The organism is Dactylosporangium sucinum (genome assembly GCF_014647515.1).
Lineage (GTDB): Bacteria > Actinomycetota > Actinomycetes > Mycobacteriales > Micromonosporaceae > Dactylosporangium > Dactylosporangium sucinum.
On the sequence record NZ_BMPI01000074.1, the window covers coordinates 21785 to 42655 of the forward strand.

The window sequence follows — 20871 nt, forward strand, 5'->3', positions numbered from 1 at the left end:
CGTCAGGGAGCCTGGAAGCCGGCCTCGGTGAGGACCGTCCTGCCCTTGTCCGACAGCACGTAGGCGACGAACGCCTTCGCGCCGGCGGCGTTCTTGGCGCCCTTGAGCGCCACGATCGGGTAGTCGTTGATCGCGCCCGCGGACTCCGGGAACTCGACGCCGTCGACGTCGGTGGCGGCGGCCTTGGCGTCCGTGCGGTACACCAGGGCGGCGTCGACCTCGCCGAGCTTCACCTTCGCCAGGGCGGCCTTGACGTCCTGTTCGAGGGTCACGGGCGTGAGCTTCACCGAGGCGGCGTCGAGCGCCTTCTTCGCGGCCGCGCCGCACGGCACCTGCTCGGCGCACAGGGCGACCTTCACGCCGGGCTTCGTCAGGTCGGCCAGGCCCTTGACGCCCTTCGGGTTGCCCTTGGGCACGGCGATGACGAGCTGGTTCTTGACGAACGTGGTCGGCGACCCGTCGCCGTTGCCGGCGTCGGTGACGGTCTTCATGTTGGCCGGTGCGGCCGAGGCGAACACGTCGGCCGGTGCGCCCTGGTTGATCTGGGTGGCCAGGGCCGAGCTGCCCGCGAAGTTGAACTTGACCGTGGTGCCGGGGTTCGCGGCCTCGAAGTCCTTGCCGATCTTCGTGAACGACTCGGTGAGCGAGGCCGCGGCGAAGACGTTGACGGTGCCGGTGACGCCGGTGCCGCTGCTGCTGGTCGCGGCGCCGGGGGTGTTGCTCGCGGTCGGCTCGTCGCTGGCGCAGCCGGTCAGGGTCATCAGGAGGCCGACCGCCGCGGCGGTCAGGGCCGTGCGCAGCTTCATGGTGTGCTCCCTCGGGGTAGCGTGGCGCGCTCCACCACGACGTTGGTCGACTTGATCACAGCCACCGCTACCGAGCCGACCTGCAGGTCGAGCTCGTCGACGGCTTCACGGCTCATGAGCGACACCAGCCGGAACGGCCCGGCCTGGATGTCGACCTGCGCCATCACGGTGTCCTTCACCACGGCGGTGACGATCCCGCGCAGCCGGTTGCGCGCCGAGGAGACCTCGGAGCGGCCGTCGGGGTCGTTGCCCTGCTCGCGGACGAAGGCGGCCAGCTCGGCGCCCTCGATCGTGCGGTGACCGTGCTCGTCCCGGGTGGCCGGGAGCCGGCCGGCGTCGATCCACCGGCGGACCGTGTCGGGGCTGACCCCGAGCAGCTCGGCCGCTTCGCCGATCCGGAACACCGTCACGGCGACCACCCTACCGCCTCGCATCTGCGGCCGTGCATCGCCTTTCCGTCTCGCATCGGCGAGGGTGCGGTGGCGTTCCGCCGGTCGCACCTGCATGATGGGTGCATGAGCGACGAGCGTTGGTCGACCGTCCTCACGCACCTGGTCGCCGCGTTGCCGGTGGACGCCGCGCGGGTGACCGTGGACGGCCTCGACGGCGGGGCCGCCGTGTTCGCCGACCGCTTCGCCGCGTGGCTGCGCGCCGAGGGCCGCGATTGCGTGCGGCTCGGCGGCGACGACGACTGCCCGCCCTCCGCCATCATGATCACCGGCGGTGCCCGCCGTTCCAACCGCCACCTGACGATCTGGGTGCGTTCCCCCGGCCCGGGGGAGTATCGCGGCGAGCAGGCCGACGCCGTCGTCGACCTCCACGACCGGGCCTGGCCGGTGCTGCGCCACCTCAACCCGGCCCTCGCCGACGGCGAGTCCTGGTATCGCACCGAGTCCCAGGCGTTCTTCGCCGCCCGCGCCACCACCTGGGACACCAGGTTCGGCGACGACCAGCCGGCCTACGCCGCCGCCGTCGCCGAGGCCGGGCTGCTCCCCGGCGGCGTCGCCGTCGACCTCGGCTGCGGCACCGGCCGCGCGCTGCCGGCGCTGCGCGAGGCGGTCGGGCCGCTCGGCACCGTCATCGGCGTCGATCTCACCCCGCAGATGCTCACCGCCGCGCGATTGCGGGCGGGCGAGTGCGCCGCGCCGCTGCTGCTCGCCGACGCCCGGAGCCTGCCCTTCGCGGACGCGAGCGTCGACGCCGTCTTCGCCGCCGGGCTCGTCAACCACCTCCCCGACGTGGCCGCCGGGCTCGCCGAGCTGGCCCGGATCACCCGGACCGGCGGCAAGCTGGTCCTGTTCCACCCGTCCGGCCGGGCCGCGCTGGCCGCCCGCCACGGGCGGGCCCTGCGGCCCGACGAGCCGCTCGCCGAGGCCGTGCTGCGCACGTCGGCGGCCCGCGCCGGCTGGTGCCTGACCGGCTACGACGACCCGCCGCACCGGTTCCACGCCGTGGCGGTGCGTGCCTGACCTCACTGTGACGACCGCGGGCCGTCGCATGCGTGCGAGACGCCGGCGCGGTGGAATAGGAACGTGCAGTCCTGGCATGCGGCCTACGCCATCGCCCGTGACACGCCCGCGCCGCTCCCCGCCGAGCCGACCCCCACCGCCGGCGCCGTCGGCCGGGTCGCGGCGGCGCCGGCCCGGGCGCGCAGCGCCGTGCCCGCGTTCGACACCGCCGCCATGGACGGGTACGCGATCGCCGGCCCCGGGCCGTGGACCCTGAGCGGGCGGATCCTCGCCGGACCGGCCGCCGGCGGTCCCGCGCTGGCTGCCGGGACCGCGGTCGAGATCGCCACCGGCGCCGTGGTGCCGGCGGGTGCGGAGGCCGTCCTGCCGTACGAGTGCGCTCATCGTCGCGGGCAGACGGTGACCGGCGCCGTCGGGCCGCGCGACCACATCCGGCGGGCGGGCGCCGACGTCCCGGCCGGGGACCTCGTCGTCCCCGCCGGCCGCGTCGTCACCGCCACCGGCGCCGCCGCGGCCCTGCAGGCCGGCGTCGAGCAGCTGTGGACGGTGCGCCCGCCGAGCGTCACGCTGCTCGTCACCGGCGACGAGGTCGTCACCGCCGGCCCGCCCGGCCCCGGCCAGGTCCGGGACGTCTTCACCGGCCTCGTCGAGGCGGTCGGCAGCCGGGCCGGCGGGCACGTCCGCGACGCCCGGCACGTGCCCGACCGCCCCGACCGCCTGCGGACCTGCCTGGACGCCGCCACGACCGACGTCGTCGTCGTCACCGGCGCGTCGTCGGCCGGCGCCGCCGACCACCTGCACACGGTCCTCGGCACGCGGGACGCGACCTGGCACGTGTGCGGCGTCGCCTGCCGGCCCGGCCACCCGCAGGGCCTGGCCACACTGCCGGACGGCCGCTGGGTCGTGAGCCTGCCCGGCAACCCGTACGCGGGCCTGGTCGCCGCGCTCACCCTGCTCGAACCGCTGCTGCGCGCGCTGGCCGGCCGCCCGGCCGAGCTGCTCCGCATGCCGGTCACGGGCACGGCCCGACTGGTCCCCGACGGCGTGCGCATCGCGCCGGCGCGCCACGACGGCACCATCCTGCCGGGCACGGGTTCGGGCAGCCTGCACGTCGCCGCGTCGGCGGATGTTCTCGTGGTACTGCCGTCAGCGTGGACCTCCGGCGCGGAGGCGGACGTGCTGGTCGTGCCCTGATCCGTGTCGCCGCGCTGCCCGTGGGCTCGACCCGCACCCCTGCCCTTCATCACCGACGTCCTGGACGGCCGGGCATGATGACCCGATGCGTACCGCGGACGAGCTGACGGCAGCCTCCGACTCGGCCTGGCCGGCCCTGGAGACGGAGCTGCGGTCGAACCCGCAGCTCACGATCCTGCCGGTCGCGGTGCCGGCCGGCCGGGAAAGCCTGTACGGCCTGCAGGTCACGACCCGCTCCCGCCTGGGCGCCCTGTCCCTGCACACGGGCGGCCTCCTGGTCGACGGCGGCTGGCTCCGCGTCCTGGGCGGCGGCGGTGGGTCCGGCCTGCCGTCGCTGGCCGAGGCCAACGACCTTCCGGGCGCCGGCGAGGCACCGCCGGCGCTGCTGGTCGGCTACGACGTCCTCGGCGGCCGCTTCGAGCTCACGGGCGCCGACCCCGCACTCGCCGGCCGCCCGGGAGCGCCGGGCGACGTGTGCTACTTCGGCCCGGACACGCTGCACTGGGAGTCGCTGGGCGCCGGCCACGGCGGCTGGCTGTCCTGGATCGCCCAGGGCGGCACGACGCAGTTCTACGAGTCCCTGCGCTGGCCGGGCTGGCAGGAGGAGACCCGCGCGCTGCCCCTGACGCACGGCATCACGGTGTACCCGTTCCTGTGGTCGCAGGAGGCCCACGAGGACCTCGCGGCCACGTCCCGCCGGCCGGCCCCGATGGCCGAACTGTTCACCTTCCAGGCCGAGACCGCGACCCGCCTCGCCGCCGGCCCGTCGGCCTGACGGCTGTCACATCGGACCCGGGCCGATGCCGCCTTCCGCGGCCCGGGCGCTCAGGGGGCCTTGACGGCGGCGTGGGGCCCGCCGCCGCGGTCTGACCTGGTGAGTGCCTCGTCGACACGATCGGCGGCGAGGGCGTGCTGGATGACCATCGTCGCCGCGCCGATGACGCCGGCCTGGGCGCCGGTGGTTGCCGGCACGATCTGCAGGTGGGCGGTGGCGAGGGGGAGCGAGCGGCCGTAGACGACCTCCCGGACCCCGGCGATGAGGCTTTCGCCGGCCTGGGCGATGGAACCGCCGATGACGACGAGTTCGGGGTTGAGCAGGCTGACGCAGGTGGCGACGACCTCGCCGATGGTGCGTCCGGCCTGGCGAACCGCGTGTGCGGCGGTGATGTTGCCGCCGCGGACGAGTGCGACGACGTCGCTGTTCGTCGTCGCGGGCACGCCGGCCGTGGTGAGGTGCTTGATGATCGCCTGGCCGCTCGCGACGGCCTCGAGGCATCCGGTGTTGCCGCATCTGCACAGGACGTCGGGGGCGTGGGGGGCCGCCACGTGGCCGAGGTCGCCGGCGGCCCCGACCGCGCCTCGCAGCAGGCGGCGACCACTGATGATCCCGGCGCCGATCCCGGTGGCGACCTTGACGAACAGGAGGTGGTCGAGCGCGGCGTGGGCCGTCACGTGCTCGCCGAGCGCCATGATGTTGACGTCGTTGTCGACGAGGACCGGAACGTCCCAGTGGCGTCGCACGTGTCCGGGCACGTCATAGCCGTCCCATCCCGGCATGATGGGCGGGCGCATCGGCCGGCCGCTCGAATGCTCGACCGGGCCCGGCAGGCCGATCCCGATGCCGATGAGATCCTCGGCGTTGCGGTCCGCCTCGTCGAGCAGTCGTCGTATCGTCGCGACGACCCAGTCGAGCACCGCGATCGGCCCGGCCGAGATGTCGACGTGCTCGGCGACCTCGCGCAGCGGCCGGCCCGTGAGGTCGGCGAGCGCGACATGCCCGTGGGTCGCTCCGAGGTCGGCGCCGACGACGAGCCGAGCCTGGGGGTTGAGGGCAAACCTGGTCGGCGGGCGGCCGCCGGTCGAGGCCGCCTCGCCGGAGGGTGCCAGCAGACCGCTGGCGAGCAGCGCGTCGACGCGAAGGCTGACGGTGGACCGGGCCAACCCGGTGATTCTGGCCAGCTCGGCACGGGTTCGGGGCTGCCCGTCGCGAAGGAGTTGGAGGAGTTCCCCGGCCCCGGGAACGCCGGAGCTGGACCCGGCCGACCCGTCGGTGGCCGCCGCGCCGCGATGAGCGGGCGCACGTGGCGGGGGCGGCGGCTCGAACATGGTCGAAGTGAATCATATGACGGCGTATTGCGGCGATCCCGGTTGCTCGCAAGCAAGTTCTGCGTGAAGGCAACCTGAAGTTCCGGCGAGCCTTGGCCCCTCCACCGCAGGTCGAACCCGGGATCGGTCCGGCGTTGACGCTGTCGATACGCCGCCAATCAGACAACTTATGCATCTGATCTACCGACTTTTGTCCGACGCTTGTCAAATGTTCGGGTGTCGCCGTATGGTCGGGACCGCGCGGCCGCCCCGCACACCCCTTCAGTCTCCGCTCCCGCGGTGGACGTAGCGCCGCGCAGGCACAGAAGGAGGACCCGTGGAAAACAAGCTGAGTCGTCGCGCCATGCTCGGCGCCGGCGCCGGCGTTCTGGCCGCCGGAGCGATCGCCGCCACTGCGAGCCCAGCCTCCGCTCTTGCGCCGTCGGCGCAGGGCAAGCCCGCCGGCGGGCCGAACGTGATCCCGGCCGACCGCATCGGCTTGCAGATCTTCACCGTCCGCCAGTTGATCGGCACTGACTACGCGAACCTCGAGATCGCTCTGGAGTCGGTGTACGACGCCGGTGTCCGGGAGCTCGAGCTCGCCGGCGACTACTACGCGAAGACGACGGCCCAGCTCAAGTCGATCGTCCAGTCGTACGGGCTGCGTGTCGTGAGCAACCACTTCGGCCCGCGCGGGGCCAACCTTCCGAACCCGTGGTCGACCTACGACGGCCGGATGCAGATCTTCGAGGACGCCCAGACGCTGGGCCGGTTCCCGTACGTCGGGACCGGTAGCGCGATCGGCTTCCCCGGCGGTGGGTCCGGCGAGAACACGAGCGACTACTTCAAGGCCATGGCCGAGAAGTTCAACGAGTGCGGCGAGCACGCCGTTTCCCAGGGCTTCGGCGGCTTCTTCTTCCACAACCACGACCGCGAGTTCGCGCTCGAGAACGGCGTCCCCATCTTCAACACCCTGCTCGAGCGCACCGACCCCCGGTACGTCAAGTTCGAGGTCGACCTGGGCTGGGTCTCGGTCGCCGGCGAGGACCCGTACTGGTGGATCAAGGAGCACGGGGAGCGGTTCATCGCGTTCCACATCAAGGACATCAAGTGGGACCCGAACGGCAACCGCACGGCGGCTGCGGGCACCCGGGCGGGAGGCAGGAAGTTCCGGTTCGTTGACGTCGGGAAGGGCGACATCGACTGGACCCGCGCGCTGTCCGCGATCAAGGACCTCCGGGACTACCGGTTCTTCCTGGAGCACGACGACGCCGGCAACCTGACGCTCAACCCGCCCGGGTCCACGAACACGGTCTGGCGGGGCTGCAGCACGCTCGAAGGCATCAACACCTCCGGGCGCAAGTAGCAACCGTGCCGAGCCGGGGTCCCACTCCGTCCCGCGTGGGACCCCGGGGGTTCGAATACAGTGAGGTGGCTTTTGCATGGGTGCACTCAAGCCGTGGCACATTCTCGTGCTGGTGGTGGTGCTGATCCTGCTGTTCGGCGCCAAGCGCCTGCCCGACGCGGCGCGTTCGCTCGGCCGCTCGATGCGGATCATCAAGGCCGAGACCAAGGGCCTCGGGGACGTCGACGCCGGCGCCGAGGCGCAGCCGGGCCGGCCGCCGCTCAGCGGCCAGATCGCCGACCATCAGCCGTCGCCGAAGCCGCAGGTCGCCGACCCGGTCGAGCACGCTCGCGAACGCTGAAGCGCGCTCGGGTCGCCAGGGGTCGTCCGCGCATCGTTGATCACCTGGGTCGATTCCTCCGGCGGGCCTACGGGTAAGGTCTGGGTGGCTCGACCGGCTCGCAGCAGGAGACGACGACGTGACGGAGGCAATGACGCCGCGCTGGCAGGACGCCGACGAGGCGGTGGAGTCGCTCGTCGCCGACCTGGTGGCCGAGGCCGTGCGGACCGTGGACCGCGGCGGCCGCAAGCGCCCCCGCGGCCGGATGCGGGTGAAGCGGCGCCCGAAGAGCACCCGCCGGCACATCGCCGAGGTCATCCGCGCGTACCGCCTGGCTCCCGGACTGCGGGTCGACCGCAACATGGTCGCGGCGCTGTTCGCCGGGCACCGTGACCTGGTGAGCAATCCGGTGCTCGTGGTCGCCGTCGCGCGGGCGTGCGGGATCATCGCGGGCCGGAAGCTGGGTCCGAAGAAGGTCGCCCGGATGCGTGCGGCGAGCCTGCGGGTCCGCAAGCTCATCGCCCGCGCCGAGGCCGACACCCGGTGGGTGCCGGCGCCGCGGGTCGAGGTCCCGCCCACGCAGGCCACTCCGTCGCCTGAGGCCGTGCCGCCGCGAGAGGTCGCTCCGTCGCCAGAGGCCGCTCCGTCGCCAGAGGCGGCGAACGTCGAGCCGATGCTCGCGACGGTCGTCTCTCCCGGGCCGTCAGCCGGGCGCCCGTGGCCTCAGGCGCCCTCGATCGTGGTGCGCCGGAAGCGCCGGCGCCGGGCCCGGCAGTGGTGGCTGGCCGCCGCCGTGCTCCTCCTGGCGGTCATGGCCCTGCTGATCTTCGGCTGAGCGCCGGGCCGCCGCGGCGGCCGTCACCTCCGCGCGGTCCCGAGCGGCCGGTTCACGGTGTTCACCGGCGACTGTGGCCGGCGACCCGTCAGCACCCGCACCGCCTCCTCGGCCGCGATCGCCCGCACCTCCCGCATCGACTCCTCGGAGTAGTAGGCCGCGTGCGGCGTGATGACGGCGTTCGGCAGGCGCAGCAGCGGATTGTCCGGCCGCCAGTGCCGCAGCTTGGCCGGCTCCTCCGCCAGGTCGTCCAGCGCGGCCCCGGCGATGGTCCGCTTCGCCAGCGCGTCCGCGAGCGCGGCGTCCTCCACGATGGGCCCGCGGGCGGTATTGATGAGCATCGCCGTCGGCTTCATGCGGGCGAGCGTCGCCCGGTTGAACAGATGGTGGGTGTCCGGGGTCAGCGGTGCCTGGATGACGAGGTAGTCGGACTGCTCCACGAGCTCGTCGAACGACACCGGATGGACACCGTGGTCCCGGACCAGCTCGTCGGGCACGAACGGGTCGTGGCTGCGCAGGTGCACCCCGAACGGCCGGGCCCGCTCGGCGATGAGCCGGGCGATCGCCCCGAAGCCGAGGATGCCGAGGACCCGGCCCCGCAGCCGCCAGATCGGCTCGCCCGACTGCCACCGCCACTCGCCGGCGCCGGTGGCCGCGTCGTACTGGATGATCTTTCGCGCGGCGCACAGCCACAGCGCGATGGCGTGGTCGGCGACCTCGTCGGCGCACCACTCGTTCGGCGCGTTGGTGACCTGGATGCCGTGCCGGGTGGCGGCGTCCACGTCCACGATGTCGACCCCGGTGCCGTACCGCGCGATCACCCGGCAGTTGTGCAGCTGGTCCATGGCGGCCGCGCCGATGTGGGCGTACTGCGTGAGGATGCCCTCGGCGTCCCGCCCGTACCGGACGACCTCCTCCTCCGACCTGCACTGGCGCGGGTCCAGCGCGAAGCCGGCGTCCTCGACGATGGCCCGCTCGATGTCGACGTCGCCGAAGTCGGAGTCGGCGATCATGATGGTTCCGCGGTCAGTGTGAGTCACGAGGCAGTCCCTTCGTGTGCACGATGTCCCGGTAGGCGACGGCGAAGTCCAGGCAGCTACCGGTGTCCAGCTGGCCGGTGTGCGTCCGGAACAGCTCCTGCCAGGGCGTCTGGTTGTCCAGCGGCGGCGGGGTGTGCACGCGCCAGCGCTCGGCGATCTCCTCGTCGCTGAGCTCGACGTCGATGCGGTGCGCGGGGATGTCCAGGGTGATGCGGTCGCGGGTGCGCACGATCGCGAGGTTGCCGCCGACGGCGGCCTCCGGGCTCGCGTTGAGGATCGAGGGGGCGTCGGCGGTACCGCTCTGCCGCCCGTCGCCGAGGGTCGGGATCGCCTCGACGCCGCGCAGGATCAGCGACGTCGGCGGCTGCATGTTCGCCACCTCGGCCGACCCGGGATACCCGATGGGGCCGGTGTTGCGGATGACCAGGACGCAGTTCTCGTCGATCTCCAGCGCCGGGTCGTCGATGCGCCGGTGGTAGTCCTCGGGCCCCTCGAACACCACCGCGCGCCAGGTCACCGCCGGCGCGGTCAGGTCGGGGTAGCCAGGGGACGCTGCCGTCCAGCCCGACGAGCGCAGCGGTCGCGCCGTCGCCGATCAGGCCGAGGTCCTCCAGCCGCGGGTAGCCGTCGCGCAGCCGCACGGGCCGGAAGGCCGGGTCGAGCTCCAGCATGTCGAGCACCTCCGCGCGGGTACGACGGTGGCGTGCCGACGGCGCCCTACCCGCCGGGCCGGAGCCCTAACGCCCGCGCCGGCTAGAGGTTCGTGAGGCGCTCCAGGTGCTCGGGGTAGCGGGCGCCCTGGATGTCGATCTTCGCGGCGGCGTCCTCGATCTCGCCGAGGTCGTCGGCGGTGAGCTCGACGTCCGCGGCGGCGAGGTTCTCGTCGAGGCGCTCGACGCGGCGGGTGCCGGGGATGGGGACGATCCACGGCTGCTGGGCGAGCAGCCAGGCCAGGGCGATCTGGGCGGGCGTGGCGCCCTTGCGGCCGGCGATGGTGCCGAGCAGGTCGACGAGGGCCCGGTTGGCCTCGCGGGCGCCGGCGTCGAAGCGGGGGATCGTGGTGCGGATGTCGTTGTCGGCGAACGTGGTGTCGGGCGTGATCGCGCCGGTGAGGAAGCCCTTGCCCAGCGGGCTGTAGGGGACGAGGCCGATGCCGAGCTCGGCGCAGGCCGGGATGACCTCGGCTTCGGGCCGGCGCCACCACAGCGAGTACTCGTGCTGCACGGCGGTGACCGGCTGGACGGCGTGGGCGCGGCGGATGGTGCCGGCGGCGGCTTCGGACAGGCCGAAGTGCCTGACCTTGCCGGCGTCGATGAGGTCCTTGACCGCGCCGGCGACGTCCTCGATCGGCACCTCGGGGTCGACGCGGTGCTGGTAGAACAGGTCGATCGCGTCGACCCGCAACCGGCGCAGCGATGCGTCGGCGACCCGCTTGACGTGTTCGGGGCGGCTGGACAGGCCGGTCTGGCGGCCGTCGGCGTCGAACGCGAACCCGAACTTGGTGGCGATGACCACCCGGCCGCGGAACGGTTCGAGTGCCGCACCGACGAGCTCCTCGTTGACGAACGGGCCGTAGACCTCGGCGGTGTCGAAGAACGTGACCCCGCGCTCCACCGCGGCCCGCAGCAGGGCGATGTTGGCGCCGCGGTCGGGGCCCGGGCCGTAGCTCTGGCTCATGCCCATGGCGCCGAGGCCGATGGCGGAGACGGTCAGTCCTTGTCCGAGGGTGCGCTGCTGCATGTGCTGACTCCTGGTGGGTTCAGGGCCGATCGGCCGGATCCGGTGCGTCGGCCGGTGCGCCGGTGGCCGCCCAGCTGGCCAGCAGCCGCAGGCCGTCCTGCGACGGGCTGCCGGGTTCGGCGTGGTAGGCGGTCATGGTCAGGCCGGGGTCGGCCGGCAGCGGCATGGCCTCGTAGCCGAGGCTGAGCAGGCCGACGACCGGGTGGTGGAACTGCTTGACGCCGGTGTGGTGCAGCCGCACGTTGTGCGCCGCCCACAGGGTCCGGAACACCTCGCTGCGGGTGACGAGCTCGCCGACGAGGTCGGTGAGGGCCTTGTCGTACGGGTCACGGCCGGCCTCCGTGCGCAGCAGCGCGACGGTGGTGCCGGCGGCCTCGTCCCAGTTCGGGTGGAACTGCTCGGCGGCCGGGTCGAGGAAGCAGAACCGGGCCAGGTTCACCGGCCGCTGCGGGCCGGCGAAGGCGGGCGCGTAGAGCGCCTGCCCGAGCGGGTTGATCGCGAGGATGTCGAGGCGGCCGTTGCGCACGAAGGTGGGCGCGTCGGTCATCGCGTCGAGCAGCTGCTGGACCGCCGGGCGGACCTGCTGCCGGCTGGGGCGGCGGTGGGTGCGGGCGGTGGTGTTCGCGACGCGGGCGAGGTCGTGCAGGTGGGAGCGCTCGGCGTCGTCGAGCTGCAGGGCGCGGGCGACGGCTTCCAGGACGCTGTCGGAGACGCCGGCGAGGTTGCCCCGCTCGAGGCGGACGTAGTAGTCGGGGCTGACCCCGGCCAGCAGCGCGACCTCGGCGCGGCGCAGCCCGGGCACGCGGCGGCTGCCGCCGTACTGCGGCAGCCCGGCCTGCTCGGGGGTGATCCTGGCGCGCCGGGAGGCCAGGAACTGGCGTACCTCGTCCCGGTTGTCCACCCCCTGCACGCTACGGCCCGCCGCCGGAGGGTGAGGGGTTCTGTCAGTACCTGCCTCGTCCGCGCCGCCACCCTCAAACTGATGCGAGCCACCGTCAGCATATGTTGACGCCGCGGTGATCGTCAGCATATGCTGACACGCATGTCGGTGGACGCGGACCTTCAGCGGGTGGCGCTCGGGACGGCGCCGGACGTCGCGTTGCCGGCCGTGGCGCGGCTGCGGCGGCTGCTCGAGCAGCTGGAGGCCGAGCACGTCGCGGCGGCGCGGCGGGCCGGCTGGTCGTGGCAGGACATCGCGCTGCGGCTGGGCGTCACGAAACAGACCGTGCATCGCAAGTACCGCTACCTCGAGGAGGGCTGATGTTCCGCGGCACCCATCCCGATCTCGGCCGGGCGGTGGGACGCGCCCTCGCCGCGGCCCGCGAGCTCGGCCACCCCCGGGCCGGCAGCGAGCACCTGCTGCTCGCGCTGACGACAGGCACCGTCGGTTCGGTGCTCGGGCGGCACGGCGTGACCGCAGCGGCCGTGCGGGCGGCCGTGGGCCGGGCCGCGCCGCTCGGGGCCGGCGCCGCCGCGGACCGGGACGCCCTCGCCCCGTTCGGGATCGACCTCGACCGGCTGGGACTGACTCCGGCGGTCCTGGACCGGGCGCCCGCCCGCGAGCCGCTGCTGCCGTTCGGGGCGGCCGAAGCACGGCGGTGGTGCGCGTCGATGCGGCCGCCGCTCGGGCTCGACGCCCAGGCCGCGTTCGAGGCGTCGCTGCGGCTCGCCCTCGCCCGCCGGGAGCGGGACCACCGGCCGGAGCATCTCGCGCTGGTGCTCGTCGCGCTCGACCCCGGCGCCGCCTGGGTCCTGGCCGACATCGACGCCGACCCGGGGACCCTGCTGGCCGACCTGGCCGAGGCGTTCCCGCCGCCGCGGCGCAACGCGCTGCTGCGGGCCGACCGGCGCATCGGGCGGCGGTCGCGGGGCGGCGACCTCATCCGGCGCTACCAGCGCACGACGGGACGCGTCGTGCGGGAGGCCGGCGCGGTCCCCGCCCTCATCGGCGGCTGACGGCCGGCCGACCGCCGGCGTGGTCGCCCCGCTGGGCGGGATGTCCGCATCCGAGACGCGCCGGCGCGAGCCCACCGACCCGTGCCGAGGGTCGACAGGCTGCGCCGGCCCGTGCCGGCCTAGCCGACGGCGTGCGGGGCGAGGTGGTGCGAGTACGCCTCCGAGGTGAAGAACGCCGGCAGCGGCTCGGCGAGCGCCGTGTGCTCCACGATCCCGGCTGCCGCCTCGGCCCGGGCACGGCCGGCAGCGTCACGGTCGGCGGACACCGCGGCCAGCTCCTCGGCCAGGATCGACCGGACCAGGCCCTCGGTCACGATGCCACCGCCGGCCAGGGGCGTGCCGTGGTGCAGCCACTGCCACACCTGGCAGCGGGCGATCTCGGCCGTCGCCGCGTCCTCCATGAGGTTCGACAGGGCCACGGCGCCGGTGCCGCCGAGCCAGGCGTCGATGTACCGCAGCGCCACCCCGACGTTCGCGCGCAGGCCCGCCGCCGTCACCTGGCCCGGGGTCTTGTCCACCGCGAGCAGCTCGGTCTGCGTGACCTCGACGTCGTCGCGGAGCCGGTCGAGCTGGTTCGGGCGGTCGCCGAGCACCGCGTCGAACACGTCGCGGCACACGTCGACCAGGCCGGGGTGGGCGACCCACGAGCCGTCGAAGCCGTCGCCGGCCTCGCGCTCCTTGTCGGCGCGGACACGGGTGACCGCCGAGGCGTTGGCGTCGGGGGAGCGGCTCGGGATGAACGCCGCCATCCCGCCGATCGCGTGCGCCCCGCGCCGGTGGCAGGTGCTCACCAGCAGCTCGGTGTACGCGCGCATGAACGGCACCGTCATCGTGACCTCGGCGCGGTCCGGCAGGACGAACTCGGGCCACTGGCCGAAGTTCTTGATGACGCTGAAGATGTAGTCCCACCGGCCCGCGTTGAGCCCGGCCGAGTGGTCACGCAGCTCGTAGAGGATCTCCTCCATCTCGAACGCCGCCGTGATCGTCTCGATGAGCGTCGTCGCGCGGATCGTGCGCTGCGGCAGCCCGAGGTACTGCTGGGAGAAGACGAACACGTCGTTCCACAGCCGCGCCTCGTGGTGGTCCTCCAGCTTCGGCAGGTAGAAGTAGGGACCCTTGCCGGCGGCGAGCTGCCGCCGGGCGCAGTGGAAGAAGTACAGGCCGAAGTCGACGAGGCTGGCCGAGATGGGCCGGCCGTCGACGACGATCCATTTCTCCACGAGGTGCCAGCCGCGCGGGCGGACCACGATCGTGGCCAGCTCGCCGACCGGGGCGCCGAGGGCGTACCGCTTGCCACCCGAGGTGAAGTCGATGCGCCCGTCGAGCGCGTCGATCAGGTTCAGCTGCCCGCCGATCACGTTGTCCCAGGTCGGCGCGGTGGCGTCCTCGAAGTCGGCGAGCCACACGCGCGCGCCCGAGTTCAGCGCGTTGATCGTCATCTTGCGGTCCGGCGGGCCGGTGATCTCGACCCGCCGGTCGGTCAGGCCCGCCGCCGGCGGCACCACCCGCCAGGCCGGGTTCTGCCGGATGTGCACGGTGTCGGGCCGGAAGTCGGGCAGCTGCCCGGAGGCGAACCGGGCCCGGCGGGCCCGCCGGGTGTCCAGCAGCGCCACCCGGCGGCCGGCGAACCGGCCGTCGAGGGCGACCAGGAAGTCCAGCGCCTCGGGGGTGAGGACCTCGTCGTAGCGATCGGCCATCGGGCCGATGATTTTGTACCTCATGCGAACTGCTCCGCTTCGGTCGAGCCGCGCAGGGCGGTGGTCTCGGCGGCGGGGTTGAGGACCGTGCTGATCAGGTCGAAGTACCCCGTGCCGACCTCGCGCTGGTGCTTCACCGCGGTGTAGCCGTCGGCCTCGGCGGCGAACTCCCGCTCCTGCAGCGCGACGTAGGCCGGCATGCCCTCGGTCGCATAGCCGCGGGCCAGGTCGAACATCGAGTAGTTCAGCGCGTGGAAGCCGGCGAGGGTGATGAACTGGAACTTGTACCCCATGTGGCCGAGCTCCCGCTGGAACTTGGCGATGGTGGCGTCGTCGAGGTGCTTGCGCCAGTTGAACGACGGCGAGCAGTTGTACGCCAGCATCTGGTCCGGGAACTGCGCCTTGATCGCCTCGGCGAACCGGGCCGCGACCTCCAGGTCGGGCGTGCTGGTCTCCATCCACAGCAGGTCGGAGACGGGCGCGTAGGCCAGGCCGCGGGCGATGCACGCGTCGACGCCGTTGCGGAACCGGTAGAAGCCCTCCGCGGTGCGCTCGCCGGTGACGAACGGCTGGTCGCGCTCGTCCACGTCGCTGGTGAGCAGCGTGGCGGCCTGCGCGTCGGTGCGGGCCACGATCAGCGACGGCACGCCGGCGACGTCCGCGGCCAGCCGGGCCGCCTCCAGGGTCCGGATGTGGTGGCCGGTCGGGATGAGCACCTTGCCGCCCAGGTGGCCGCACTTCTTCTCGGACGCGAGCTGGTCCTCCCAGTGCACGCCGGCGGCGCCCGCCACGATCATGCCGGTCATCAGCTCGTAGGCGTTCAGCACGCCACCGAAGCCGGCCTCGGCGTCGGCCACGATCGGGACCAGCCAGTCGGTCGACGTGTCGCCCTCGGCGGTCGTGATCTGCCCGGCCCGCAGCAGGGCGTTGTTGATTCGGCGGACCACCGCCGGCACCGAGTTGGCCGGGTAGAGGCTCTGGTCGGGGTACGTGTGGCCGGCCAGGTTGGCGTCGGCGGCCACCTGCCAGCCCGACAGGTAGATGGCCCTGAGCCCGGCCCGGACCATCTGGACGGCCTGGTTGCCGGTGAGCGCCCCGAGCGCGTGGATGTAGTCCTCGTCGTGCAACTGCTGCCAGAGCCGCTGCGCGCCGAGCCGGGCCAGGGTGTGCTCCTCCTGGACGGCGCCGCGCAACCGCACCACGTCCTCGGGGCCGTAGCTGCGCCGCACCCCCTGCCAGCGGGGGTCGGTGGCCCATTCCTGCCGCAAAAGTTCGACCGCGTTCATCGCATACTCCTCGTTCGCAGGTGCTGTGTGGTCGCCCGTGCGCCGCCGGCGGGGCCCAGCGCACGGGCGACCGAGCGGAACATCGCTGGTCCGCTGCTCATGTGGTGGGTACTTTCACCGTCACACGGCGGCGCGGGCCGGTCGAGAGACGCATGAGGCGAATTCCTGCTAATTTCCGGGGCAACCTTGCCAACTTGCGAATTCGCCATTTCACAGCAGTGCTATAACACTCGTCGGAGGAGGTGAGCGGCCATCACCAAGATCTTCGCCGGTGCGCGGCTGCGCCGGCTGCGGGAGGACCACGGGCTGAGCCAGACCGACCTCGCCCGGCACTTGGCGATCTCGCCGAGCTACCTCAACCAGATCGAGCACGACGTGCGGCCGCTGACGGCGCCGGTGCTCATCCGGGCCACCGAGCTGTTCGGCGTCGACCCGGCCGTCTTCGCCCCGCACGACACCCCGCAGCTCGTCGCCGGGCTGCGTGAGGCCCTGCCCGGTGGCGGCAGCGTCGCCGACCTCACCGAGCTGGCCACCCGGCTGCCCGAGCTGGCCACGTCGGTGATCGAGCTGCACCGCCGCTACCGGCAGGTGGCCGACCAGCTCACCGAGCTCGTCGGCGACCGTGGCGAGCTCGGCCGCAGCCCGCACGACCAGGTGACCGAGTTCTTCTACCGGCGGCAGAACTACGTGCCCGACCTCGACGAGGCGGCCGAGGCGCTCGCCGCGCAGACCGGGCTGCGCCCCGGCGGGATCCGCACCACGCTGCGCAACCGGCTCACCGAGCGGCACGGCATCCGGGTCATCCACGACGACGCCCAGTCCCTCGGCGGCGACCTGCACCGCTACCGCCCGCAGACCCGCACGCTGCACCTGTCGACATCGATGCGGGCCGGGCAGGAGGCGATGCGGATGGCGGCCCAGCTGGCGCTGCTGGAGTACGCCGACGTCATCGACGAGATCATCGAGGAGGAGCGGTTCGACGACGTCCAGACCCAGATCCTCACCCGGGTCGGGCTGGCCAACTACTTCGCCGCCGCGCTCATCCTGCCCTACGAGCAGTTCCTCACCGCCGCGGAGACCCGCCGCTACGACATCGACCTGCTCACCGAGCACTTCGCGATGGGCTGGGAGACGATCTGCCACCGCCTGAGCACGCTGCAACGCCCGCGGGCGCGGGGCGTGCCGTTCTCGTTCGTGCGGGTCGACCGGGCCGGGAACCTGTCGAAGCGGCAGTCGGCGACGGGCTTCCCGTTCTCGCGCACCGGCGGGACCTGTCCACTGTGGAACGTCTACGAGGCGTTCTCCTCGCCGGGGCGCGTGGTCACGCAGGTCGCGGCGATGCCGGACGGGCAGCGGTACCTCTGGATCGCCCGCACCGTCATCCGGCATCACGGCGGCTACGGCCAGCCCGGCAAGATGTACGCGATCGGCCTCGGCTGCCAGATCAAGCACGCCGCCCGGCTGGTGTACTCGACGGGCATGGACCTGCACGACGCCGACGCGGCCACGCCGATCGGCCCGGGCTGCAAGACGTGCGAGCGCGCGACCTGCCCCCAGCGGGCAGCCGCACCGATCAGCGGCCGCCTCGACCTGGACGAGAACCGCAGCACCTTCATCCCGTATCCGCTCAAGGGCACGTGACGAGGCGCTACCGCCGCTGGGGAAGCCGCTCCGCGAGGGTCTCGCGCAGGTCGTCGGGCAGCCCGTCGATCGCGACCAGTTCGGGCAGCAGCTGCGGCTCGGTCATGTACGCCCGGAACGCCTGCGCGATCGTCACCCCGTGCGCCGGGCGGTCCTCCACGGTCACCGGATCGCCGGCCCATATCTCGCCCGGCACCAGCACCCGCAGGTACGCGCCCGGGCGGTTCGCCCGGGTGAAGGTCTTCACCCAGCGCGGCTCGCCCATCTTGTGCTGGAACGTGGCGCACGGGATGCGGCCGAACGTCGGCTGGAGGACCAGCCGCGGACCGATGCGCCACCGCTCGCCGATGACCGCGCCGTTGACATCGACGTCCTCGGTCGTCAGGTTCTCGCCGAAGAGCCCGTTGGCGAGCCGGCGGCTCAGCCGCGCCTGCCACCAGTCGTAGTCCTCCCGCGCATACGCGTAGACGGCCTGGTCGTCGCCGCCGTGGTGCTCGATGTCGAAGATCTGGTCACCGACCAGGCCGGTGTGCAACCCGGTCGTCCTGGGCCCCGGCGCGCGCACGGTGACCAGGCGATCGACCGGCCGCTTGTTGATGCCCGTGAGACCGCCCTTGGCCGGGTTGGGCTCCGGCACCGCCAGGTTGACCGAAACAATCCTGCTCACGCCCGACAACGTAACCGTCCTGGCCACCGCGCGCCGCACAATTTCCACCACCGCCCGTGATGGGACGAGCGCGACACGCCGAACCACATCTGGTGTTTCGCCTTCGCGGTGATTCCCATATATGGTGTTGCCCGCAGCTGGTTCGGCCGGCCCTTCGCGGGGCGGCCGTGGCAACAGGGAACCCGGTGGAAGTCCGGGACTGCCCCGCAGCGGTGAGTGGGAACGAAAGCCGTCATTGAGCACTGGGCCGTGAGGTCTGGGAAGCGACGGCCGGTAGGCGACCTCGGTCATGCCCGCGAGTCCGAAGACCTGCCAGCGCACCGCGGGCCGACCGGTCCGCGGTGGTCGGAGGCCGCGCGGGACGGCCGACGCCATCGACCAGGGCCTTCCTGGTGGCGTCCCCCTGCGCGCGTCCGGCCTTCGTGAGTGCGTGGACGAGGGGGACACGATGACATCGATGCGGGTGCGCAAGCGCAACGGCGATCTGGAGCCGGTCGACGTCGGCAAGATTGTCAAGGCGGTTGAGCGGTGGGTCGGTGACCTGGACGAGGTCGACCCGCTGCGGGTCGCCACCAAGACGATCAGCGGCCTCTACGACGGGGCGAGCACCGCTGAGCTGGACAAGCTGTCGATCCAGACCGCGGCGGAGCTGATCGGGGAGGAGCCGCAGTATTCGCGGCTCGCGGCGCGGCTGCTCGCGGCGTACGTCGACAAGGAGGTGCGCGGGCAGGGCGTGGCCAGTTTCAGCCAGTCGATCCGGTACGGCCATCAGCTCGGGTTGATCGGTGAGGAGGCCGCCGCGTTCGTGGCCGCCAACGCCCGTAAGCTCGACGATGCCGTCGACCTCGACGGTGACCTGCGCTTCGAGTACTTCGGGTTGCGCACGGTCGCCGACCGGTACCTGCTGCGCCACCCGCAGGACCGGCTGGTCGTGGAGACCCCGCAGTACTGGCTGCTGCGCGTGGCGTGCGGGCTGTCGCAGACGCCGGGCGAGGCGATCGGTTTCTACCGGCTGATGTCGTCCCTGGCGTACCTGCCGAGCTCGCCGACGCTGTTCAACTCGGGCACCCGGCACACGCAGATGTCCTCGTGCTTCCTCGTCGACTCGCCGCGCGACGAGCTGGACTCGATCTACGAGCGGTACCACCAGGTGGCGAGGCTGTCGAAGTTCTCCGGCGGGATCGGGATCTCCTGGTCGCGGGTCCGCGGGCGGGGCGCGCTCATCCGCGGCACCAACGGTCGCTCGAACGGGATCGTGCCGTTCCTCAAGACGCTCGACGCCGGCGTCGCCGCGGTCAACCAGGGCGGGCGGCGCAAGGGCGCGGCCTGTGTGTACCTGGAGCCGTGGCACCCGGACGTCGAGGAGTTCCTGGAGCTGCGCGACAACACCGGCGAAGAGTCCCGCCGCACCCACAACCTCAACCTCGCCAACTGGATCCCCGACGAGTTCATGCGCCGCGTCGAGGCCGACGAGGACTGGTCCCTGATCGACCCGTCCGACGCCCCGCAGCTGCCGGACCTGTTCGGCGGCGAGTTCGACGAGGCCTACCGGGCCGCCGAGAAGCACGCGGTACGCACCGTCAAGGCCCGCGACCTGTACGGCCGGATGATGCGGACCCTGGCCCAGACCGGCAACGGCTGGATGACGTTCAAGGACCGCGCCAACGCCCTGTCGAACCAGACCGGCACGCCCGGCAACACCATCCACCTGTCGAACCTGTGCACCGAGATCCTCGAGGTCAACTCCGACGACGAGACCGCCGTGTGTAACCTCGGCTCGATCAACCTCGGCGCGCACGTCACCGCCGACGGCGTCGACTGGGAACGGCTGCGCGACACCGTCCGCACCGCGGTCGTCTTCCTCGACCGGGTCATCGACATCAACTACTACCCCTCGCAGCAGGCGGCGGCGTCCAACCCGCGCTGGCGCCCGGTCGGCCTCGGCCTCATGGGCCTGCAGGACGCGTTGTTCACCCTGCGGCTGCCGTTCGACTCCGCCGAGGCACGCTCGTTGTCGACGCGGGTGCAGGAGGAGATCTTCCTCACCGCCCTGGAGACCTCGGCGGAGCTGGCCGCCCGCTTCGGCCCCCACCCGGCATTCGCCGAGACCCGCGCCGCCCGCGGCGAACTGCACCCCGACCTCTGGGACGCCCCGACCGAGGACCAGCGCTGGACCGCGCTACGGGCCCGGATCGCCGCGACCGGCCTGCGCAACTCGCTGCTCATCGCCATCGCCCCGACCGCCACCATCGCCTCGATCGCCGGCTGCTACGAGTGCATCGAACCGCAGGTGTCCAACCTGTTCAAGCGCGAGACGATGTCCGGGGAGTTCCTGCAGATCAACACCTACCTGGTCCGCGAACTCAAGGCCCGCGGACTGTGGACCGCGGCCGTCCGGGACCAGATCAAGCGGGCCGAGGGCTCCGTCCAGGCCATCACCGAGCTGCCCACCGACGTGCGGGAGCTGTACCGCACCGCATGGGAACTGCCCCAGCGGGCCCTCATCGACCTGGCCGCCGCCCGCGCACCCTACATCGACCAGTCCCAGTCCCTGAACCTGTTCATGAGCGCCCCCACGATCGGCAAGCTCTCCTCGATGTACCTGCACGCCTGGAAGGCCGGCTTGAAGACCACCTACTACCTGCGGTCACGCCCCGCAACCCGCATCCAGCAGGCCACCGTGTCCGTGATCGCACCCGTCGACGCCGTCGCGTGCTCCCTGGAGAACCCCGAGTCGTGCGAGGCCTGCCAGTGAGCCTCCTCGACCCCG

General features: G+C 72.8%; 20 protein-coding genes and 1 riboswitch. Of the genes, 10 read left to right on the forward strand and 10 right to left on the reverse strand.

Features of this window, described 5'->3' with window-relative positions:
- Positions 1 to 2: 2 nt before the first annotated feature.
- A complete protein-coding gene (modA, locus tag IEZ31_RS46175) occupies positions 3 to 806 on the reverse strand; it encodes a molybdate ABC transporter substrate-binding protein (protein WP_190256520.1) in 804 nt (267 codons plus the stop codon).
- Positions 803 to 1216: a TOBE domain-containing protein gene (locus IEZ31_RS46180; RefSeq protein ID WP_190256521.1), complete on the reverse strand. Its 414-nt coding sequence runs from the start codon at positions 1214 to 1216 to the stop codon at positions 803 to 805. Before IEZ31_RS46180 ends, modA begins: the two co-directional genes overlap by 4 nt.
- A gap of 105 nt (positions 1217 to 1321) precedes the next feature.
- On the opposite strand from IEZ31_RS46180, the gene IEZ31_RS46185 reads away from it, so the two are divergent.
- The 3 genes from IEZ31_RS46185 (at position 1322) to IEZ31_RS46195 (ending at position 4244) form a co-directional block, all read left to right on the forward strand.
- Positions 1322 to 2275, forward strand: coding sequence for a class I SAM-dependent methyltransferase (locus IEZ31_RS46185; protein ID WP_229836912.1), 954 nt, complete (start codon positions 1322 to 1324; stop codon positions 2273 to 2275).
- A 63-nt stretch (positions 2276 to 2338) separates the two neighbouring features.
- Positions 2339 to 3469, forward strand: coding sequence for a molybdopterin molybdotransferase MoeA (locus IEZ31_RS46190; RefSeq protein WP_190256522.1), 1131 nt, complete (start codon positions 2339 to 2341; stop codon positions 3467 to 3469).
- A gap of 85 nt (positions 3470 to 3554) precedes the next feature.
- Positions 3555 to 4244 (forward strand): DUF2625 family protein, encoded by a 690-nt coding sequence (locus IEZ31_RS46195; protein WP_190256523.1) that lies wholly within the window; start codon positions 3555 to 3557, stop codon positions 4242 to 4244.
- Between the two features lie 50 nt (positions 4245 to 4294).
- On the opposite strand, the gene IEZ31_RS46200 is transcribed toward IEZ31_RS46195, so the two are convergent.
- Complete coding sequence (locus IEZ31_RS46200; protein ID WP_229836914.1) at positions 4295 to 5410, reverse strand: ROK family protein; 1116 nt, start codon at positions 5408 to 5410, stop codon at positions 4295 to 4297.
- Positions 5411 to 5891: 481 nt separating this feature from the next.
- Here IEZ31_RS46200 and IEZ31_RS46205 point away from each other — a divergent pair, with 481 nt between their 5' ends.
- The 3 genes from IEZ31_RS46205 (at position 5892) to IEZ31_RS46215 (ending at position 8074) form a co-directional block, all read left to right on the forward strand.
- The gene (locus IEZ31_RS46205) at positions 5892 to 6920 is read left to right on the forward strand and encodes a sugar phosphate isomerase/epimerase family protein (protein WP_190256525.1); all 1029 of its coding nucleotides are present in this window, start codon (positions 5892 to 5894) and stop codon (positions 6918 to 6920) included.
- A 76-nt stretch (positions 6921 to 6996) separates the two neighbouring features.
- On the forward strand, positions 6997 to 7260 hold the full coding sequence (gene tatA / locus IEZ31_RS46210; protein WP_190256526.1) for a Sec-independent protein translocase subunit TatA: 264 nt from the start codon (positions 6997 to 6999) through the stop codon (positions 7258 to 7260).
- A gap of 118 nt (positions 7261 to 7378) precedes the next feature.
- Positions 7379 to 8074, forward strand: coding sequence for a hypothetical protein (locus IEZ31_RS46215; protein WP_190256527.1), 696 nt, complete (start codon positions 7379 to 7381; stop codon positions 8072 to 8074).
- A 23-nt stretch (positions 8075 to 8097) separates the two neighbouring features.
- On the opposite strand, the gene IEZ31_RS46220 is transcribed toward IEZ31_RS46215, so the two are convergent.
- From IEZ31_RS46220 to IEZ31_RS46235, 4 genes are all read right to left on the reverse strand, one after another.
- On the reverse strand, positions 8098 to 9087 hold the full coding sequence (locus IEZ31_RS46220; RefSeq protein ID WP_229836916.1) for a C-terminal binding protein: 990 nt from the start codon (positions 9085 to 9087) through the stop codon (positions 8098 to 8100).
- A 13-nt stretch (positions 9088 to 9100) separates the two neighbouring features.
- Positions 9101 to 9631 carry an IlvD/Edd family dehydratase gene (locus tag IEZ31_RS46225; protein ID WP_229836918.1) on the reverse strand — a complete coding sequence of 177 codons (531 nt, stop codon included), beginning with the start codon at positions 9629 to 9631 and terminating at the stop codon, positions 9101 to 9103.
- 236 nt (positions 9632 to 9867) lie between these two features.
- The gene (locus IEZ31_RS46230; RefSeq protein WP_190256529.1) at positions 9868 to 10854 is read right to left on the reverse strand and encodes an aldo/keto reductase; all 987 of its coding nucleotides are present in this window, start codon (positions 10852 to 10854) and stop codon (positions 9868 to 9870) included.
- Between the two features lie 19 nt (positions 10855 to 10873).
- Positions 10874 to 11755 carry a helix-turn-helix transcriptional regulator gene (locus IEZ31_RS46235; RefSeq protein WP_190256530.1) on the reverse strand — a complete coding sequence of 294 codons (882 nt, stop codon included), beginning with the start codon at positions 11753 to 11755 and terminating at the stop codon, positions 10874 to 10876.
- A 141-nt stretch (positions 11756 to 11896) separates the two neighbouring features.
- Here IEZ31_RS46235 and IEZ31_RS46240 point away from each other — a divergent pair, with 141 nt between their 5' ends.
- Together IEZ31_RS46240 and IEZ31_RS46245 are read left to right on the forward strand one after the other, a co-directional pair.
- A complete protein-coding gene (locus IEZ31_RS46240) occupies positions 11897 to 12115 on the forward strand; it encodes a helix-turn-helix domain-containing protein (protein ID WP_190256531.1) in 219 nt (72 codons plus the stop codon).
- A complete protein-coding gene (locus IEZ31_RS46245) occupies positions 12115 to 12810 on the forward strand; it encodes a Clp protease N-terminal domain-containing protein (RefSeq protein WP_190256532.1) in 696 nt (231 codons plus the stop codon). Before IEZ31_RS46240 ends, IEZ31_RS46245 begins: the two co-directional genes overlap by 1 nt.
- A gap of 119 nt (positions 12811 to 12929) precedes the next feature.
- Here the strand turns inward: IEZ31_RS46245 and aceB are convergent, their stop codons facing one another.
- Together aceB and aceA are read right to left on the reverse strand one after the other, a co-directional pair.
- Positions 12930 to 14531, reverse strand: coding sequence for a malate synthase A (gene aceB, locus IEZ31_RS46250; protein ID WP_190256533.1), 1602 nt, complete (start codon positions 14529 to 14531; stop codon positions 12930 to 12932).
- Positions 14528 to 15793 (reverse strand): isocitrate lyase, encoded by a 1266-nt coding sequence (aceA, locus tag IEZ31_RS46255; RefSeq protein WP_190256534.1) that lies wholly within the window; start codon positions 15791 to 15793, stop codon positions 14528 to 14530. The genes aceB and aceA overlap by 4 nt, the downstream gene beginning before the upstream one ends.
- A 279-nt stretch (positions 15794 to 16072) precedes the next feature.
- Here aceA and IEZ31_RS46260 point away from each other — a divergent pair, with 279 nt between their 5' ends.
- The gene (locus IEZ31_RS46260; RefSeq protein ID WP_268241753.1) at positions 16073 to 17434 is read left to right on the forward strand and encodes a short-chain fatty acyl-CoA regulator family protein; all 1362 of its coding nucleotides are present in this window, start codon (positions 16073 to 16075) and stop codon (positions 17432 to 17434) included.
- 7 nt (positions 17435 to 17441) lie between these two features.
- Here IEZ31_RS46260 and IEZ31_RS46265 read toward each other — a convergent pair whose 3' ends face one another.
- The gene (locus IEZ31_RS46265) at positions 17442 to 18101 is read right to left on the reverse strand and encodes an MOSC domain-containing protein (protein ID WP_190256535.1); all 660 of its coding nucleotides are present in this window, start codon (positions 18099 to 18101) and stop codon (positions 17442 to 17444) included.
- A gap of 121 nt (positions 18102 to 18222) precedes the next feature.
- Positions 18223 to 18432: riboswitch (cobalamin riboswitch) on the forward strand.
- 117 nt (positions 18433 to 18549) lie between these two features.
- Here IEZ31_RS46265 and IEZ31_RS46270 point away from each other — a divergent pair.
- A complete protein-coding gene (locus IEZ31_RS46270; protein WP_190256536.1) occupies positions 18550 to 20856 on the forward strand; it encodes a ribonucleoside-diphosphate reductase subunit alpha in 2307 nt (768 codons plus the stop codon).
- The last annotated feature ends 15 nt before the right edge of the window (positions 20857 to 20871 follow it).

Coding starts and splice junctions, on each gene's coding strand:
- IEZ31_RS46245 (WP_190256532.1), top strand. CDS start 12,115: ATGTTCCGCGGCACCCATCCCGATCTCGGCCGGGCGGTGGGACGCGCC.
- IEZ31_RS46185 (WP_229836912.1), top strand. CDS start 1,322: ATGAGCGACGAGCGTTGGTCGACCGTCCTCACGCACCTGGTCGCCGCG.
- IEZ31_RS46220 (WP_229836916.1), bottom strand. CDS start 9,087: ATGATCGCCGACTCCGACTTCGGCGACGTCGACATCGAGCGGGCCATC.
- aceB (WP_190256533.1), bottom strand. CDS start 14,531: ATGAGGTACAAAATCATCGGCCCGATGGCCGATCGCTACGACGAGGTC.
- tatA (WP_190256526.1), top strand. CDS start 6,997: ATGGGTGCACTCAAGCCGTGGCACATTCTCGTGCTGGTGGTGGTGCTG.
- IEZ31_RS46230 (WP_190256529.1), bottom strand. CDS start 10,854: ATGCAGCAGCGCACCCTCGGACAAGGACTGACCGTCTCCGCCATCGGC.
- IEZ31_RS46240 (WP_190256531.1), top strand. CDS start 11,897: ATGTCGGTGGACGCGGACCTTCAGCGGGTGGCGCTCGGGACGGCGCCG.
- IEZ31_RS46270 (WP_190256536.1), top strand. CDS start 18,550: ATGACATCGATGCGGGTGCGCAAGCGCAACGGCGATCTGGAGCCGGTC.
- modA (WP_190256520.1), bottom strand. CDS start 806: ATGAAGCTGCGCACGGCCCTGACCGCCGCGGCGGTCGGCCTCCTGATG.
- aceA (WP_190256534.1), bottom strand. CDS start 15,793: ATGAACGCGGTCGAACTTTTGCGGCAGGAATGGGCCACCGACCCCCGC.
- IEZ31_RS46195 (WP_190256523.1), top strand. CDS start 3,555: ATGCGTACCGCGGACGAGCTGACGGCAGCCTCCGACTCGGCCTGGCCG.